This window comes from Streptomyces sp. NPDC058691 (assembly GCF_042714775.1).
Lineage (GTDB): Bacteria > Actinomycetota > Actinomycetes > Streptomycetales > Streptomycetaceae > Actinacidiphila.
The window spans coordinates 1-18,515 of record NZ_JBHXSO010000097.1 but is presented as its reverse complement, the minus strand read 5'-3'; the positions used below and the strand labels follow the sequence as shown (position 1 = coordinate 18,515).

Sequence of the window (18,515 nt, the reverse complement as noted above, 5' to 3'; positions counted from 1 at the left end):
CAGCGCCGTCACCAGGCCCGGCCCGGACGACGGGAGGCTCAGCCCCGGCGGGTGCCCGGGGAACGGCGGCGGCGCAGGGCGAGGGCCAGCACGCCGGTGGCCGCGAGGCCGGCGGCACTCCCGATGGCGAGGGCGGTGGGACCTGAGCCGGCGCCGGAGCCCTGGGCGGCGACGGGCTGCGCGTCGGGGGACCCGACCGCCGGGGCGGCGGACGGCGACGCGGGGGACGGAACGGCGGAGTGCGCACCGGGTGTGGCGGTGACCCGCCGCTCGGCGGGGGCGCTCGCGCGGGTGGCCCGCGGCGACGGCTTCACGGACACGGCGGGCTTCGGCTTCGGCTTCGCGGGCGTCCCGCCGGCCGGCTTCCCCGCGGCCGGGAACACCACGTCGGAGCAGGAGTAATACGTGTCCGGTGTCGAGGAGTTCTGCCAGATCGTGAAGAGGACGTGGCGCCCCGTGCGGTCCGCGGGCAGCCGCCCGCTGATCCGGTAGGCACCCCCCTGGATCGCCGGGTCGGTGGCGGTCAGGAAGGGGCTGGAGGCCACCTCGGACCAGGTGAGCGGGCGGGTCGGGTCGTAGCCCTGCTTCGTCAAGTAGAGCCGGAAGGTGCCCTGGTGAGGGATGGTCGTGCCGTACCGCATCGTGAAGGGGGCGCCGGGGGTGAGCCGCGTGGCCGGCCAGTCGCCACGTGCGAGGTCCAGGCCCCGGTAGGCGGGCAGCCCGCCGCTGCACAACTTGCCGTCCGGGATGACCTGTCGGTCCCGGCCCCCGACACCGGCGACGCGCAGGTTGTCCCAGTCGGCGAAGGCGGCGCCGCCCCCGTTGGCCGCCGCCGCGGCGCGGCAGGCGGGCGTGCCGGTGAACCGCCCGCTGCCGGCCGCGCAGGCCGCGGCCCGGCTGACGGGGTCGACGGGCGCACCGTGCGCGGCGGCGGGTCCCGCGGACGCCAGCAACGGGAGCAGCGCGGCGGTCCCCGCGACGACGGTTCTGAGCACGTGGCGCGATGGGGCCATGCCGGGCGCCTCCCCTTTGCCGGTTCGGAGTTCGGTACGCGGATCGCCCCGTACTACGGACCGTGGGCTCGCCGCGTTCAGCGGCCGGGCGCCGGGAACCGGTGGCGGCGGAAATGTGTCTGTGTGGGGGACAGCGCGTACGGGCGGGGGTACCGTGCGACGCTGAGGGGGGCGAGGGCATGAGCGGCTGGAACGCTCCGGGCTACACGGAGTCCGCGGAACTGGGTTCGGGCGGCAGCGGCCGTGTCGTCCTGGCCCTGCACGACGCCACGTCGACTCCGGTGGCGATCAAGTACCTCAGCGACGAACTCCGGGCCGACACCGGGTTCTTGAGCGAATTCCGCGCCGAGGCGCGGCTCCTCGGCGGCCTCGACACCCCGTTCGTGGTGAGCCTGTACGAGTACGTCGAGAGCCCGCACGGCGCGGCCATCGTCATGGAACTCGTCGACGGCATCGCGCTGCGCGCGCTGTTGCGGCAGGAGGGCGCGACGGGGCCGGAGGCGGCCCTGGTGGTCCTGAAGGGCTCGCTGCTGGGGCTGGCCGCCGCGCACCGCACGGGCGTCGTGCACCGCGACTACAAACCGGAGAACGTGCTCGTCGCGGCGGACGGCTCGTCCAAGCTGGTCGACTTCGGCATCGCCGCGCGCAGCGGCGAGACCCCGGACGTGGCCGGCACGCCCGCCTACATGGCACCGGAGCAGTGGACCGGGCTGTCCGCCTCGCCCGCCACCGACGTCTACGCCGCGACGGCGACCTTCTACGAGTGCCTGACCGGCACCAGGCCCTTCCAGGGCCAGAACTTCGCCGAGTTGGCCGTGCAGCACATCGAGGGCCCGGTGCCCGAGGACGGCGCACCGGAGGGGTTACGGCCCCTGCTGCGCCGCGGGATGGCCAAGGACCCGGCGGACCGGCCCGCGAACGCCGCGGCCTTCGTCGCGGAGTTGGAGAGCATCGCGGGGGCCGCGTACGGGCCGGACTGGGAGGAACGGGGTCAACGCAGGCTGGCCGCCCTGGCGGCGCTGCTGCCACTGCTGTTCCCCTCGGCGAGGGCACAGGGTTCGCAGACCGCGTTCGCCACCACCGTCATCGGGCAGGGCGGCCGGCGGCTCGGCCGGCAGGGACTCCTGGCGGCCGTCGGGGGCCTCGCCCTGGCGGGCCTGCTGACCTTCGCCGCGGTGGCCTCGGGCGAGGCCCCCCGGCAGACCACCGCCAACTGGACGGGGACGACCACCACCGCCACCCCGGACGACGGCTCGGGCGCGCCCGGCGGCACGGTCGCCCCGTCCGGCAGCCCGTCCGCGAGCTCTTCGGCATCGGCATCGGCTTCCGCGTCGGCCTCGGCCTCCGCGAGCACGTCCGCCACGGCGGGTGCCACCACGACCGCGCCGCCGACGTCCGGCGGTACGACCACGGCGCCCACCGGCGGAACGGCCACCACGACTCCGCCCGCGCCGCCGACGAGCACCCCGCCGCCGACATCCGCGTCGCCCACGCCGCCGGTGACGGTCGCATCGGTGTCCGTCGCCTCGCTGTCCCAGACGGGGACGTTCGACGTGTCGGCGAGCGTTCGGGTCACGACGAGCGACGCACGACCGGTGACCCTGACCGTCACCTGGTACCAGGGCACCGCCAAGGACGGCCTCGGTACGCAGGACGGCACGTCGGTCGTCGACCTGAGCGGGCAGACCTCGTACACGATCCCGGCACCGCACTCGTTCCCGCGCACGTCGGGCTGCTGGTTCGGGGCCGTCGCGTCGACCTCCCCGGCGGCCGGCAACGGGCAGTCCACGCAGCAGATCCACTCCAGCTCGCGGCAGTGCGTGGTGATCTCTTGAGCGAGCCGCGCGACCTCACGCCGGAGGACACGAAGCGCACGTGGCCGCTGGGGCGGGAACCGCAGGACGCCGTGCCGCCCGCCGAGGACGCCGTCCCGCCCGCCGACGAGCGCCCGGAGCCCGACACGGACTACAGCGCGACCGTCCTCTCGGAGCACTGGGCCCCCGCCGCGACGCCCACGGTGCGCGAGGCCGTGCCCGCCGGGCCGTCGCGCGCCGCGACCCGCGTGGAGCCGGCCCTCACCCTCCCTGACCGGGTGGACGGCGAGGTCATGCGCTTCGGCCCCGGCGTGACCCCGGCGGCCGCCGCACGCGCGAGCGTCGCGGTGGAGGTGTGGCACGGCACCCTGCGCCCGCCCGCGGTGCCCGGCGACGGGACCGCGCGCAGGCGTCGCCGGCCGCGCCGGTACGTCCTGGCGGGCGTCGTCCTGCTCGCCGTACTGGCATACCTGGCGTGGCAGCGCTTCGGGCCGGGGCTCTCGGTCCGGGAGGTGACCGTGACCGCGGTGCCCTCGGCACCGTCCTGCGACAGCCGGGTGGACGTGGTCGCCACCGTCCGCACCAACGGCCGCGCCGGAACGATCACTTACCGTTGGCTCCGCAATGACGGAACGTCGTCGGACACGCTCTACGAGAAGGTGCCGCGCGGCCGCGACACGACCCGGCTGCATCTGCTGTGGACCTTTCACGGGCGCGGCACCTACGACGCGCGGGCCGAACTGCGGCTGAGCGCGCCCGGCAGCCGTTCGGCGACGGCCGCGTTCACCTACGAATGCCGCTGACACGAAGTGTGACGGCACATCAGCTCCCGGTGTTCCCCGACTCACAACCGGACCCGGCAAGAACACGCTGAGTGACCGAGTTCCGCGCACCCTCCCGCCTGCTCGCACATCGTGAATCCGTGGCCTTCGGCGCCGCCGGGAACGGTATCGGTTGCCGCCCCCGGTTTGACTGCGGACCTGCGCGACGAAATCCGGCACGGGCCACGACGATCAAGTTCGAGTGGCAGCCCGGGAAAGATCAGCGGAGACTACGAGGAGCGACATATGGTTGTATGGCTTGAGAAGAGCTCATTAACCGATGTATTTAGGAAATTTTGCCCCGGCCTTTACCGGGGCGCGAGGACACCGGCGGTCGGCGGCGCCGACGGCCGGCGGGGCGAAACCTCCTCAAGGAGCTCAGATCGTGGACGACTCCGTCGAACTCCTGGCGCACAATACGGGTGAATCTTCAACCACCCAACGTGAAACCAGCCGGCGCGAAACCACCCGGCGCGAGACCACCGGACCGGCGGCCGGCACCGAGGCGATCCTCGCCGAAATGCTGGCCGGCCTGCTGGGCACCGACCGGGTACCGGCCGACGGCCACTTCTTCGAGGAACTGGGCGCCGACTCCTTGGTGATGGCGCACTTCTGCGCGCGGGTCAGGAAACACGCCGACCTGCCCGCCGTCTCGATGCGGGAGATCTACCGGTACCCCACGGTGCGCAGCCTCGCGGCCGCCCTCGCGGAGACGGCCGGGCCGTCCACGCCCGCCCGCGCCGAGTCCCCGGCCCTGGCGGCGGCGCCCCCGGCCCTGCCCGAGCCCGTCGGCACCCCGCACCATGTGCTCTGCGGGACCCTTCAGGTGCTGTTCTTCCTCGGCTACGCCTACGTGGTGGCGCTGATCGCGACCACCGGCGCGGAGTGGACGGCCGCCGGGCACGGCCTGCTGGACACCTACATACGCTCGGTGGCCTTCGGCGGCGGCGCCTTCCTGTCGCTGTGCGTCCTGCCCGTCCTCGGCAAGTGGCTGATCATGGGCCGCTGGAAGCCGCGGCAGATCCGTATCTGGAGCCTGGCGTACTTCCGCTTCTGGTGCGTCAAGACGCTCATCCGCATCAATCCGCTGGTCCTGTTCGTGGGCTCGCCGCTCTACTCCCTCTATCTGCGGGCCCTCGGGGCGCGGATCGGCCGCGGCGTCACCGTCCTGTCGCGGCATCTGCCCGTCTGCACCGACCTGCTGACCATCGGCGACGGCACGGTCATCCGCAAGGACTCCTACCTGAGCTGCTACCGGGCGCACGCCGGGGTGATCCAGACCGGCCCGGTCACCCTCGGGAAGCACGTCTTCGTCGGCGAGGTCACGGTGCTCGACATCGGCGTCTCCATGGGCGACGGCGCCCAGCTCGCGCACGCCTCCTCCCTGCACCGCGGCCAGTCGGTGCCGGACGGCGAGCGCTGGCACGGCTCGCCGGCGCAGCCCGGGGCCGGTGCGGACTTCATGACGGTCCCGGCCGCGGCCTGCGGCGGGGCGCGCAAGACCCTGTACAGCCTGTACCAGCTGCTGATGGCCGTGATGCTGTACGTGCCCGCCGCCGTCGGCGGCGTGGCCCTGCTGGTGGCCGTGGTCCCGCAGTTCGCCACGCTGCTCGACCCGGGGCCGGTGGCGCTGAGCTCGTGGGTGTTCTACGCCGACGCGCTGGCCGCCTCCCTGGTGTTCTTCTTCGGCGCCCTGCTGCTCGGCCTGCTCCTCGTGGTCACCCTGCCGCGGCTGCTGAACCTGCTGGTCCGGCCGGACGCCGTGTACTCCCTCTACGGCTTCCGCTACGGGGCCCACCGGGCCATCGGTCTGATCACCAACCGGCGGTTCTACCGGACGCTGTTCGGCGACAGCTCGGCCATCGTCCACTACCTGCGCCACCTCGGGTACGACCTGTCGAAGGTCGAGCAGACCGGTTCCAACTTCGGCACCGAGGTCAAGCACGAGAACCCGTACCTGAGTTCCGTCGGCAGCGGCACGATGGTCGCCGACGGGCTGTCGATCATGAACGCCGAGTACTCCGGCACGTCCTTCCGCGTGACGCGGGTGTCCATCGGCGCCCACAACTTCCTCGGCAACCACATCGCCTACCCCGCGGGTGGCAGGACGGGCGAGAACTGCCTGCTCGCCACGAAGGTCATGGTCCCGCTGGACGGCGAGGTCCGGGAGAACACCGGGCTGCTGGGCTCCCCGAGCTTCGAGATCCCGCGCACGGTCCTGCGCGACAGCCGCTTCGACGACCTCAAGAGCGGCGGGGAGTTCCGCGCCCGCCTGACCGCGAAGAACCGGCACAACGCCGTCACCATGGGCCTGCACCTGCTGATGCGGTGGCTGTTCTTCTTCGGCGTCGCCCTGATCGCGTCATTCGCCGCCGACCTGTACGACCTGTACCCCGCCTACGGCGTCGCGGTGGTCGCCGCGGCCAACGTGGTGACGCTGGCTTTCACCGCCGGCTACCTCGTCCTCGCCGAGCGCGCGGCCACCGGCTTCCGGGGGCTGCAGCCGCTCTACTGCTCGATCTACGACCGGGCCTTCTGGCGGCACGAGCGCTACTGGAAGGTCACCGCGGCGTCGCTGTTCGTCATGTTCTTCAACGGCACACCCCTCAAGAGCGTGATGTGGCGGCTGATGGGCGTGCGCATCGGCAAGCGGGTCTTCGACGACGGCTGCTTCCTGCCCGAGCGCTCCCTGACCGCCATCGGCGACGACTGCACCCTCAACGAGGGCACCGTCATCCAGTGCCACTCCCAGGAGGACGGCACCTTCAAGTCCGACCGCAGCACCCTGGGCGCCGGCTGCACGCTCGGCGTCGGCGCCCTGGTCCACTACGGCGTGACGATGCACGACGGGGCCGAACTCGCCCCCGACACCTTCCTCATGAAGGGCGAGGAAATGCCCCCGCACGCCCGCTGGGGCGGAAACCCCGCGCGGGAGATGCCGGAAGGCGCCCCCGCCCCGCGGACCGCCGCGCAGGGCGGCGTGCCCGCCTGCGGCAGCACCCTGACCGGCCGAGAGTAGCGCCGCGTCAGCGGTGAGTGGAGGAACGCTCCGATGAACACAGCAGCGGACACCGGCCGGGAGTTCTGGCGCGGTGTGCTCACAGCCGGCGGCTTCACCGCGATCCCGCGCTGGGCCGCGGCCCCGTCGCCCGGCCTGGGCGAGCACGAAGAGGCCGTCCCCGCCGACCTCGTCGCCGCCCTGGATCGGCTCACCGGCGAACTGGGCGTGCCCTTCCCCACGTTGCTGCTGGCCGCACACGCCAAGGTGCTGGCCGCGCTGTCGGGCGAGCCGGACGTGACCACGGGCTACGTCGTCGCCGAGGGCGCCCCGCCGCTGCCCTGCCGGCTGACCACCGGGCCCGCGACCTGGCGGGCGCTGGTCCAGGACGCCCACCGCGCCACGTCCGCCCTGTCGACGCACCAGGACGTGCCCCTCGACGCCCTGCAGCGTGAACTCGGGCTCCCCCGGACCGTGTTCGAGACCGTCCTCGACCCCACCGGCGACGGTACCGGGACCGCCGCCACCGAGACCGTCGTGCTGCGGGTCGGTGTCACCGGGCAGGGCACGCCGCGCGGGCTGCGGCTGCGCTACCGCACCGATGTGCTGGACGCGGACAGCGCCGCCCGGATCGCCGGCTACCACCTGGCCGCGCTGCGGCTGATGGCCGACGGGCCCGCAGCCGAGCACGGCCGGCAGAGTCTGCTCTCCCCCGCCGAACTCCGCCTGCAACTGGAGGAGATGGCCGGGCCGCACCGGGAACTGCCCCACCGCCCCTTCCACGAGCTGTTCGAGGAGCGGGTCCGCACGCACCCGGACGCGGTCGCCGCCGTCCACGGCGACCGGCAGTGGACCTACCGTGAGCTCAACGCCCGGGCCAACCGGCTGGGCCGGGCCCTGCTGGCGCGCGGTCTGCGCCACGAGGGCGTCGTGGCGGTGGTGACGGCACGGAACCTGGACTGGATGGCCACCGTCCTCGCGGTCCTCAAGACCGGCGGCGTCTACCTCCCCGTCGAGCCCCACTTCCCCGCCGACCGCATCGCGGCCGTGCTCTCCCGCGCGGGCTGCGCGCTCGTGGTGACCGAGCCCGGGAGCACCGCCACGCTCGACCAGGCGCTGCCCGCCCTGCCCGGGGTCCGCAAGATGCTGGTCGGCACCGCGTACGAGGAGGACCACGCGGGCGGCGACCTCGGCATCCCCGTCGGGCCGGACCAGCTCGCGTACATCTACTTCACCTCCGGCTCCACCGGGGAGCCCAAGGGCGCGATGTGCGAGCACGCGGGCTTCCTGAACCACCTGCTCGCCAAGATCGAGGACCTGGGGATCACCGAGGGGCAGGTGGTCGCGCAGACCGCGCCGCAGTGCTTCGACATCTCCCTGTGGCAACTGGTCTCCGCGCTGCTGACCGGCGGCCGCACCCTGATCGTCGAGCAGGACGTGATCCTGGACGCGGACCGGTTCCTGGACCGGATCGCCGAGGGCCGGGTCGCGGTGCTCCAGGTCGTGCCGTCGTACCTGGAGGTCGTGCTGTCCGCCCTCGAACGCCGGCCGCGCGACCTGCCGGACCTGCGCTGCGTGTCGGTCACCGGCGAGGCCCTGAAGAAGGAGCTGACGCAGCGCTGGTTCGCGGCCCGGCCCGGGATCCCGCTGGTCAACGCGTACGGCCTGACGGAGACCTCGGACGACACCAACCACGCGGTCATGCACCGGCCGCCGGACACCGACTGGGTGCCGCTCGGCCCGCCCGTGCGCAACGTGGGCGTGTACGTCGTCGACGAGCACCTGTCCCCCGTGCCGCTCGGCGCACCCGGCATGATCGTCTTCTCCGGGGTCTGCGTGGGCCGCGGCTACGTCAACGACCCCGAGCGCACCCGGCAGGCGTTCGGGGAGGACCCGCACCACCCGGGCCGCCGGCTCTACCGGTCGGGCGACCACGGCCGCTGGCACCCGGGCGGCACGCTGGAGTTCCTGGGACGCCAGGACAGCCAGGTGAAGGTGCGCGGCTTCCGAATCGAGATCGGCGAGATCGAGAACGCCCTGGTCCGGGTGGACGGCGTCCGCGACGGCGCGGTGGTGGTCGTGGACGGGGCGGACGGCGGCGCCCGGCTCGTGGCCTTCCACTGCGGCCCGCAGCCGGTCGAGGCCGCCACCCTGCGGGAGCGGATGGGCAGGTCCCTGCCCGCGTACATGATCCCTTCCGCCTTCCACTGGCGTGAGGTCCTGCCGCTGACGGCCAACAGCAAGATCGACCGGAAGGCGCTGACCGCGCTCGCCGGGGAACTGGGCGTCGCCGAGGACGAGCGCCAGGCGCCCCGCACCCCGGCCGAACGGCGGCTGGCGGCGGCCTGGGCGCAGGTGCTCGGCATCCCCGAGGACCGCGTCGACCGGCGCGACGACTTCTTCGAGCGCGGCGGCACCTCCCTGGCCGCGGTGCGCATGGCGATCCTGCTGGACCGCGCCGTCTCGCTGAAGGACGTCACCCGCCATCCCGTGCTCGCCGACCTGGCCGGGCTCCTGGGCGCCGGGGCCACCGGCGGCTCGGCCCGGCGCTCCGGCCTGTTGCAGCAGCTGAATCCGGGCGACCCGGCGCACGCCGGTGTGCTGGTCTGCTTCCCGTACGCGGGGGGCAACGCGGTCGACTTCCAGCCGATGGCCAAGGCCCTGGGGAACGGTGGTCCCGCCGTCCTCGCGGTGGAGCTGCCGGGTCACGACCCGGCGGCCGACGGCGAGCCGTTCGCGCCGATGACGCAGGTCGTCGAGCAGGTCGTCGAGCAGGTCTGCGCGGAGGCCGCCGGGCGCGGCGCGGGTCCGGTCATGCTGTGGGGCCACTCCTCCGGCGCCGCCTACGCCCTGGAGACCGCCCGGCGGCTGGGGGAGCGCGGCGTGGAGGTCCGCCGGGTGTTCCTCGCCGCGCAACTGCTGGGTGACGCCGCCGGCCACCGTGCCGAGGTCGCCGAGCTGACCGGGCGCGGCGACGCCGAGATCACCATGGGGCTCAGCGGGAGCGGCGGCCACCCCGAACTCGGCGAACTGGACGCCGCGCGCGCCGGGCAGGTCGCCGCCGCGTACCGCCACGACTGCGTCTCGGCGCACCGCTATCTCGCCCACGCCCTGGAGAAGCCGCCGGCGGCCCGGCTCGCGGTGCCGGTCACCGTGGTCGTCGCCACCGACGACCCCCGCACGGCGGACCACCACCGCCGCTATCCCGAATGGCGCCTGCTGGCCGAGCACGTGGACCTGCACGAGATCGCGGGCGGCGGCCACTACTTCCTGCGCACCTGTCCCGAGGCGGCCGCGGCCGCCGTCCTGCGCGCCGTCCCCCTGCCGGCCACGTCATGACCGGCATCCGAGAGGAGACCGACTTGTCGACCTCACCGTCCCCGCCCTCCTTGCTCGACCTGGAGCTGCGCCCGACAGCGCCGCCCCTGCTCCAGGCCCGTCCCACCGATGACGCCGCCGCCTGGGCGGCCGCGCACCGCGACGCGCTGCGCGGCGTCGTCGCCGAGCACGGCTCGGTCCTCGTCCGGGGCCTCGGGCTCCGCGACGCGGCCGGAACGGGCGCGGTGTTCGCCCGGCTCTCCGGCGGCCTGATGACCGAACGGGAGTCCTTCGCACCCCGGCAGTCCCACCCGGGCGGCGTGTACTCCTCGACGAAATGGCCGCAGAACCAGCCGATGTGCATGCACCACGAACTCAGCTACGCGCTGGAGTTCCCCGGCCTGATGATGTTCGCCTGCCTCCAGGCGCCGGACGAGGGCGGCGCCACCGCGGTGGCCGACGCCCCCGCCGTGCTGGACGCGCTGCCGGACGAGCTGGTCCGGCGGTTCGAACGCGAGGGCTGGCTGCTCACCCGGAGCTACAACGACGAGATCGGCGCGACGGTCGCCGAGGCGTTCGGCACCGACGACCGCGCCGCGGTGGAGGCCTACTGCCACGCCAACGCGATCGCCTTCGAGTGGCAGCCCGACGGCACGCTCCGCACCCGTCAGCGCCGCAGCGCGGTGGTCAAGCACCCGCTCACCGGGCGGCGTTGCTGGTTCAACCAGATCGCGTTCCTCAACGAGTGGACGCTCGACCCCGAGGTGCGCGAGTACCTGGTGGACGTCTACGGCGCCGACGGCCTGCCGTTCAACACCCGCTTCGGCGGCGGCGACCCGGTCGGCGAGGACGTCGTACGGCTGCTGAACGGCGTGTACGAGACCCACACCGTCCGTGAGCCCTGGCAGTCCGGCGATCTGCTGCTCGTGGACAACATCCGTACGGCGCACAGCAGGGAGGCCTTCGCGGGGCCGCGCGAGGTGCTGGTCGGCCTGGCCGACGCGGTGCGCCTGGCCGACTGCGCGCCGACCGTGGAGGTGGGTTCGGGATGACCGCCCTCGACTCCCTCGGCTCCCTCGCCCCGAAGCCGGGACCGGCCGTGCCCCACGGACCCGCAGCGGTGCCGTCGTTCGCGGTGATCCCCGGCGGCCAGGTGCAGCGCGCTCTGCGGGGCCGCGAGAACGAGGTCACGGAACTGGTCGGCGCCGCCTACCGGTTGCACAGTGCGGGCGACTCGGTGAACCCGCCCTCGTACTTCCTGCGCTTCCCCGACCGGCCGAGCTCCCGGATCATCGCGCTGCCCGCCTCGATCGGCGGCGACCTGCGGGTGGACGGCCTGAAATGGATCTCCAGCTTCCCGGAGAACGTGGCGGCGGGCATTCCCCGGGCGTCGGCCGTGCTGATCCTCAACGACCACGCCACCGGCTACCCGTTCGCCTGCCTGGAGAGCTCGATCATCAGCGCCACCCGGACGGCCGCGCTGGCGGCCCTCGCCGCCGACCGGCTCAGCCGGGGCCGGACCCGCCCGGCGCGGGTGGGGTTCATCGGCACCGGGCTGATCGCCCGTTACCTCCACACCTTCCTGACCGGCACCGGCTGGACGTTCGACGAGGTCGGCGTGCACGACCTGTCCGCCGACAGCGCGGCGGGCTTCCAGGGCTACCTGGAGCAGTCGGGCGCGCCCGGACGTGTCACCCGGTACGACAGCGCGGAGCAGTTGATCCGCTCCAGCGACCTGGTGGTGTTCGCCACCGTCGCCGCCCGGCCGCATGTGTCCGAGCGGTCCTGGTTCGCGCACCACCCCCTGGTGCTGCACGTGTCGCTGCGCGACCTCGCGCCGGAGATCGTGCTCGACTCCTTCAACATCGTCGACGACGTCGAGCACTGCCTGAAGGCCGACACCTCCCCGCACCTGGCCGAACAGCTCACCGGCGACCGGGACTTCCTGCACGGAACCCTCGACGACGTCATGACCGGACGGGCCGCGGTGCCGGCGGACCGGACGGTCGTCTTCTCGCCGTTCGGCCTCGGCGTGCTCGACCTCGCGGTCGGCAAGTTCGTCTACGACGAGGTGGTCCGCTCCGGGGAACTGACGGTCGTCGACGACTTCTTCCATGAACTCAGGCGGTACGGATGAGGCGGCTCATCCAGTGAGGAGGCCTATACGCAACACCCCACAGAACAGATCAACGTGCTGACGAGGAGGCCGTCGTGCCCATCATTTCCGCCCCCCACGCCTTCAACGAAGAGGATCTCTACGTCGACCTGCGGTCGATCTTCGGGCGCTCGCTGTACCTGAAGTGCGAGGGTTTCAACTTCGCCGGCTCGATCAAGCTCAAAGCGGCCATCGAGATGGTGGAGACAGCAGAGCGCGAAGGACTCCTCACCCCGGAATCGGTCCTGGTCGAGTCGTCCTCCGGGAATCTCGGCGTTGCGCTGAGCATGATCGCGGCGAGCAAGGGCTACCGGTTCCTGTGCGTCACCGACTCCCGCTGCAACCTCTCCACCCGGTTGCTGATGGAGGCGCTGGGCAGCCAGGTGCACGTCATCGCCGGGCTGGACGCCAACGGTGGCTTCCTCGGGGCGCGGCTGGACTACGTCCGCGCGCTCTGCGCCTCCGACGACCGGTACGTCTGGCTCAGCCAGTACACCAATCCGGGCAACTGGCGGGCCCATTACCGCACGACGGCGCCGCAGATCGCCCGGCAGTTCCCCGAACTGGACGTGCTCTTCGTCGGGGCCGGCACCACCGGGACCCTGATGGGCTGCGCGCGCTGGTTCCGGGAGTGGCACCGCCCGGTGCGCATCGTCGCGCTGGACAGCATCGGTTCGGTCACGTTCGGCGGTCCTCCGGGACGCCGGATGATCCCCGGTCTGGGGATGGGTGTCCGGCCGCCGCTGCTCGACGAGTCCTTCGTCGACGAGGTCGTCCTCGTCGAGGAGGCCGACACGATCCGCACCTGCCACCGCCTGGCCAGGAACGGCTTCCTGTTCGGCGGCTCGACCGGGACCGTGGTCAGCGGCGCGATGGAGTGGTTCGCCCGGCAGGACGCACCCGACGACCTGACCGCCGTCGCCATCGCACCCGACCTCGGCGAGCGCTACCTCGACACGGTGTACCACACCAACTGGCTGCAGGCCCTCTACGGCGAGGACGTGCTCGACTCCGAGGAGTCGGCCGCCGGCGCCTGGATGGCCCCCCAGCCACCGCCGCTGTCCCCCGCCCCGGACCGGCGCCGCTACGACCGGGCCGGCAGACGGAGCACCGACCAGCCGCGTCAGCCCGAGAGCCGCGAGGCCGACGCCTAGCCAGGGGTTCCGTCCGGGGTCGAGGTCGGGGTCGGGGCCGGGCGCCGCGGCCTCGGCCTCGGGATCTCGCAAGCAAGGGATGAGGGCCTTTCGGCCCGGCGTGGATCACGACATCCACGGCGGGCGACCGGAAAGGCCCTCGTGCCGCACCGTCATGGACCCCTGACCGGGGCGGGACGGCCGCGCCCGGCCCTTCCCTGACCACCGCGGGCCGCGTCCCGGACCTCACGAGGTGACGCCGCCGCGCGCCGCGCGCAGCCCCCTGGTGAATCCGCACCGACTCCCCGACGAACCCGCCCCGTCGTGCGGCGGGCGGTCCGATGCCACTGCCCGGGATGCTTTCCCGGCGGGCGCGCCTGATGGTATGTCATGCGCATGACTTACCCTCGGAGAGACCGTCTCCGCTCCCCCCACATCACCCGCGCCTGCGCGGTGGCCGCCGTCCTGGCGGCGATCTCCGTGCCCGCCTTGCCCCGGGCGTCCGGCGCCACCGCCGCCGTCCCGGGCGGCCCCCTGTACGTGCAGAGCGCCGTCAACGGCCTCAACGCGTCCGACAGCGGCGGCTCCGTGGCGCTGCACCGCCCCAAGGGCAACGAGGACCACCAGCAGTGGACGGCCGTGGCCGTGCCCGGCGGTCACGAACTGCGCAGCACCGACGACGCGACCCACTGCCTCGGCCGGTCGGGCGCGCAGGCCGCGGTCGTGGCGTGCGGCGGAGCGGCCGCGGTGTGGCAGGTGACCGCGGCGGACCCGGGCACGTACGCCCTGGGCGTCCCCGGCACCGCCGATCGCCTCGCCCTCGGCGCCGCGCCCACCGGCGGCGTGTACCCCGAGCGTCCGCAGGTCGGCGCCGACGGCCCCCTCGCCCGCTGGCACCTGACGCCCGCGCCGCTCCCCCAGGCCGCGATGCCGCCCGCGGACCAGCGCACCCTCGACCAGGTCACGTTCCTGACCGCGCACAACGCCTACGCCAACGGCGTCGACGGCGGGTTCGCCCCGCCGTTCGTGAACTTCTTCCCCAACCAGTCGCGCGGCATCGCGCAGCAACTCGACGACGGCGTACGCGGCTTCATGATGGACATCCACCAGACCCCGGACGGCGCGATCCTGTGCCACGACAGCTGCACCCTGGTCAGCCGCCCGGTCGCCCTGTGGGTGGACGTCCAGCGCATCGTGGACTTCCTCAAGGCGCACCCAGGCCAGTTCGCCACCGTCTTCCTGGAGGACTACGTCTCCGCCGACGTGCTGCGCGGCGAACTCGCCCGCGTTAACGGCCTCCAGGACGTCCTGTACCGCCCCGACCAGGACGGCGTACGCGAGCACGGCTGGCCCAGGATGGCCGACCTGGCCGCCCGCGGCAGACAGCTGATGATCTTCACCGACCGGACCCGCGCCGCCGACTCGGGGGGCCTGACCCGCGACAGCTTCGGCGTGATGTACCAGCAGGAGTGGACCGTCGAGAACTACTGGTCGATGGGCTCGGGCGCGGGCGGCTCCGACTGGTCCTGCTACAGCCGCTGGTACGGCTCCGGGGTCAACGTCCCCCTCACCCGCGAGGAGCCCGGCTTCCACCCGCTCTTCGTCATGAACCACTTCCGGGACGCGACCATCGCCGGCACCGCCTCCACCGACAACAGCAAGCTCCTCAACCGCATCCGGAACTTCTGCGAGCCCGCCGCCCGCAAGAAGCCCACCTACGTGGCCGTCGACCGCTACGACCTCGGCTCCCCGCAGTCGGCGGTCGACCAGCTCAACGGCTACACCGTGGTGCCGTAGCCATGGGAAGGACACTCGTGCGCAGCCCCCTCGCGGCCGTCGCCGCCGCCCTCGCCACGCTCCTCGGCCTGCTCACCCCGGTCGCGGCGGCGACCCCCGCGCAGACACCGACGGCGGCCGCGGCCGCCGCACCCACCCCGCTCGCCGCCTCGTGGACCGCGCCGCTCAGCACCCGGGGCCGCTGGATCGTCGACGCCGACGGCAACCGCTTCAAGCTCAAGTCCGGCAACTGGCACGGCGCCAGCGGCACCTGGAACGGCTCGGGCGACGCCGCCGATCCCGCGAACCACCACGCGGGCGAGGACTCCGGCCGCATGCCGCTGGGCCTGGACCGCGCCCCGATCGCCGACATCCTCACCGGGTTCGCCGAACTGGGGATCAACAGCATCCGGCTGCCGTTCTCCAACGAGATGGTCCACGACACGGTCCCCGTCACCGACGCCTCCGTCGCGGCCAATCCGCAACTGCGCGGCAGGACGCCGCTCCAGGTGTACGACGCCGTCGTCGGGGCGCTCACCGACGCCGGCTTCGCCGTCATCCTCAACAACCACACCAACACGACCCGTTGGTGCTGCGGCGTGGACGGCAACGAACGCTGGAACGCGTCGCAGTCCACCGCGGCCTGGGAGGACGACTGGCTGTTCATGGCCCGCCGCTACCGGGACAACAAGCGCGTCGTCGGCGCCGACCTGTACAACGAGGTCCGTCGCTCGGTCCTGGACGACCCCAACTGGGGCGCCGGCGACGACCACGACTGGTTCGCCGCCTCCCAGCACCTGGGCGACCGCATCCTCCAGGAGGCCGCCCCCGACCTGCTGATCATCGTCGAGGGCATCAACTGGACCGGTCTGCCGATCGACGGCTTCCCCCACGACCGCCCCACGCTGGAGCCCGTCCAGCGGCTCTCCCACACCCTCGTGCGATCGGGGAAGCTGGTCTACTCCGCGCACTTCTACGGCTACACCGGCCCCCGCCACAGCGGCGCCACCGGGATCGGCGAGACCCACGACCCCCGTTACAGCGACCTCGGCCGCGACGACCTGTACGCGGAGCTGCGCCGCCAGGCCTTCTACGTCCCCTCGACCCCCGACCAGCACTTCACCGCGCCGCTGTGGATCAGCGAGTTCGGCGTCGGGGGCCGGGACGAGACCGATGAGAGGACCCGCGCCTGGTTCGCGAACTTCACCGACTTCCTGATCCAGACCGACGCCGACTTCGCCTACTGGCCGCTCGTCGGCCGGCACGAGAACCGACACGGCAACGGCTGGGCCCTGCTCCACTGGGACGCGGCCGGGCACCGCATGGGCCTGTACGACGGCGACGACTGGCGCGCCGACGCCTGGACCCGGCTGATCGGCGCACCCGCCAGGACGGGCCATGTCGACCCCGTCCCGCGCTGGTCGATGCTCAGCCCCGACCACGGCGACTTCGTACAGAGCCTGCGCCTGCGCGCCCGCCCCGACTGGGACTCCGGTGCCCGCAAGGCCGCCTGCCCCGACGGCCAGCGGCTGGTGGGCCTGGCCCACACCGGCAACCGCGGGCTGTGCACCGACACCGGCGCGGGCGACCTCTGGGCCGCCTCGGGCGCGTACGAGGTCGTGACCGACGAGCGGTACGTCGCGGCCGGCGGCGACTGGGCCTCGGGATACACCAAGTACCAGTGCCGGCAGGGCGACTTCATGACCGGTTACGCGGTGCGCGGCGCCGCCGTCTCCAGCGTCCTGTGCGCCACCGCCCGCACCTCCCTCGGCACGGGCGGCCGCACGGTGTGGTTCGACCGCGGCGACAACCGTCCCGCCTCCGCCAAGGGCGGCGACTTCGCCTACGGCAACTACAAGGGCCAGTGCGCCGACGGCGAGTACGCGGCCGGCATCGCCTTCACCGGCCGCGTCGGCTCGTCCCGTACACCCGACGCGCTGTACTGCCGGTCTTTGACATAGCCCTGACCAGGACCTGACCAGGACGGGTCCCGGACCGTGTGCGGTCCGGGACCCCCAACTCGTCGGCACGCAGGGCGATCAGACCCTATGATCACTCCGCCCCCGTGTCCGCTGCCTCCGCGCACGCACTTCAGAAGCAGGCTCCCCCGACCATGACGTCACCACCCCGCAAGGCCCCCCGGCTGCTCGCCCGGGCCGCACAGACCGCCATAGCCGCGGCCGCCGTCGCGGACGTCTTCCGCGCCCTGGAATTCCGGGAACGCACCGTGCCCCACCTGGTGTCCCAGCAGAACGAGGCGCCGCGGGACTCGGTCCTCGGCACTCAGATCTTCATCTGGCTGATGACGCTGTCGGCCGTGCTCTTCCTGGTGTGGCTCGCCAGGAGCCGGCGCAACGCGCTGGAACTGTCCCCCGGGGCGAAGCTGCCCGGTGGCGGCCGGCTGATCGGCGCGTGGTTCGTCCCCGTGGTCAACCTCTTCGTCCCGTTGCGGCACGTCCTCGCCATCGGGCGCGCGAGTTCCGCGGCGTGGGACCGCAAGCGCGACACGACGCTGGTGAGCCTCTGGTGGGCGGCCTGGCTGGGGCACGGCATCGCACTCACCACGACCTTCAAGGTCGCCCCGGAGTCCATGGCCGGCCTCGTGGTCGCCGAGGTGCTCATGGCGGTCGCGGCCGTCCTGCTGATCCTCGTGATCGAGCGCGTCACGTCACTTCAGGCCGCCGCGCTCGACGCCCCGGCTCCCGTCCCGTCGCCCGTCGAGGTCTGAGCCATGTACTCCGGATATGACATAGTCCGCGTCTTCTGTGCCCCCGACGGCGGCCTCGGCAATCGCGTCGCCGTCGTCCGCGACGAGGAGACCACCGCCAACGAGGCCGAACGCGCCACCTTCGCCCGGCAGTCGGGCCTGCCCGAGACGGTCTTCGTGAACGACCCCGAGCGTGGGGTCGTCGACATCCGCGTCCCGGGCCGGCAGCTCCCCTTCGCGGGGTCGGCATCGCTCGCCGCCGCCTGGCTGCTGGACGCCCCCGAACTGATCACCCCGGCCGGTGTGCTGGGCGTACGGCTCGACGGCGAGTACAACTGGGTGGAGGCCAGCCCCGAATGGGCCAGGAACCGCACCCTGCGCCAGTACGCCTCGCCCCGCGAGGTCGACACGCTCCCCGTGCCGCCCCCCGGTGAATGGCTCTACGCCTGGGCCTGGGAGGACGAGGCCGCCGGCCGCGTCCGGGCCCGCGGCTTCCCCGGCCGCCCCGCCGGCCCCGCCGAGGTCGAGGCCTCCGGCTCCGCGGCCCTCCTGCTCACCGCCCGGCTCGACCGCGCCCTCAACATCACCCAGGGCCGCGGCTCCCAGCTCCTCACCGCCCCGGCCCCGCACGGAATGGTCGAACTCGGCGGCCGCGTCCGCCTCGACCGCGCCGTCCCCGGCACCCGCCCCCGCCCGGCCATCACCCTCGGCACCTCCCCGTCCTCCCGGCGCCGTATCCACCTGCTCGACCTGTGAACCGTGGCCCCCGCCCGCGCAAGC

At 73.2% G+C, this 18,515-nt stretch carries 12 protein-coding genes; 11 read left to right on the top strand and 1 reads right to left on the bottom strand.

From position 1 onward, the window contains the following. Positions 1-38: 38 nt before the first annotated feature. Positions 39-1,013 (bottom strand): lytic polysaccharide monooxygenase, encoded by a 975-nt coding sequence (locus tag ACFWVC_RS36795; protein ID WP_384298112.1) that lies wholly within the window; start codon positions 1,011-1,013, stop codon positions 39-41. 179 nt (positions 1,014-1,192) lie between these two features. On the opposite strand from ACFWVC_RS36795, the gene ACFWVC_RS36790 reads away from it, so the two are divergent. From ACFWVC_RS36790 to ACFWVC_RS36740, 11 genes are all read left to right on the top strand, one after another. Then, on the top strand, positions 1,193-2,848 hold the full coding sequence (locus ACFWVC_RS36790; RefSeq protein ID WP_384298105.1) for a serine/threonine-protein kinase: 1,656 nt from the start codon (positions 1,193-1,195) through the stop codon (positions 2,846-2,848). Beyond that, on the top strand, positions 2,845-3,630 hold the full coding sequence (locus tag ACFWVC_RS36785; protein ID WP_384298099.1) for a hypothetical protein: 786 nt from the start codon (positions 2,845-2,847) through the stop codon (positions 3,628-3,630). Before ACFWVC_RS36790 ends, ACFWVC_RS36785 begins: the two co-directional genes overlap by 4 nt. Positions 3,631-4,168: 538 nt before the next feature. Next, positions 4,169-6,667 (top strand): Pls/PosA family non-ribosomal peptide synthetase, encoded by a 2,499-nt coding sequence (locus ACFWVC_RS36780; RefSeq protein WP_384298116.1) that lies wholly within the window; start codon positions 4,169-4,171, stop codon positions 6,665-6,667. A 33-nt stretch (positions 6,668-6,700) separates the two neighbouring features. Next, complete coding sequence (locus ACFWVC_RS36775) at positions 6,701-9,985, top strand: amino acid adenylation domain-containing protein (RefSeq protein WP_384298095.1); 3,285 nt, start codon at positions 6,701-6,703, stop codon at positions 9,983-9,985. Continuing rightward, positions 9,982-11,016, top strand: a complete 1,035-nt coding sequence (locus tag ACFWVC_RS36770) for a TauD/TfdA family dioxygenase (protein ID WP_384298090.1) — start codon at positions 9,982-9,984, stop codon at positions 11,014-11,016. The genes ACFWVC_RS36775 and ACFWVC_RS36770 overlap by 4 nt, the downstream gene beginning before the upstream one ends. Continuing rightward, positions 11,013-12,101: a 2,3-diaminopropionate biosynthesis protein SbnB gene (sbnB, locus tag ACFWVC_RS36765; RefSeq protein WP_384298085.1), complete on the top strand. Its 1,089-nt coding sequence runs from the start codon at positions 11,013-11,015 to the stop codon at positions 12,099-12,101. Before ACFWVC_RS36770 ends, sbnB begins: the two co-directional genes overlap by 4 nt. Positions 12,102-12,175: 74 nt before the next feature. After that, positions 12,176-13,273 carry a 2,3-diaminopropionate biosynthesis protein SbnA gene (sbnA, locus tag ACFWVC_RS36760; protein WP_384298080.1) on the top strand — a complete coding sequence of 366 codons (1,098 nt, stop codon included), beginning with the start codon at positions 12,176-12,178 and terminating at the stop codon, positions 13,271-13,273. A 375-nt stretch (positions 13,274-13,648) separates the two neighbouring features. Continuing rightward, entirely contained in the window at positions 13,649-15,049 is a 1,401-nt protein-coding gene (locus tag ACFWVC_RS36755) for a PI-PLC domain-containing protein (protein WP_384298076.1), read from the top strand. A 2-nt stretch (positions 15,050-15,051) separates the two neighbouring features. Then, positions 15,052-16,989, top strand: coding sequence for a glycoside hydrolase family 5 protein (locus tag ACFWVC_RS36750; RefSeq protein WP_384298070.1), 1,938 nt, complete (start codon positions 15,052-15,054; stop codon positions 16,987-16,989). A 152-nt stretch (positions 16,990-17,141) separates the two neighbouring features. Then, complete coding sequence (locus ACFWVC_RS36745) at positions 17,142-17,756, top strand: DUF4328 domain-containing protein (RefSeq protein ID WP_384298063.1); 615 nt, start codon at positions 17,142-17,144, stop codon at positions 17,754-17,756. Between the two features lie 3 nt (positions 17,757-17,759). Beyond that, positions 17,760-18,491, top strand: coding sequence for a PhzF family phenazine biosynthesis protein (locus ACFWVC_RS36740; protein WP_384298057.1), 732 nt, complete (start codon positions 17,760-17,762; stop codon positions 18,489-18,491). Positions 18,492-18,515: the final 24 nt, after the last annotated feature.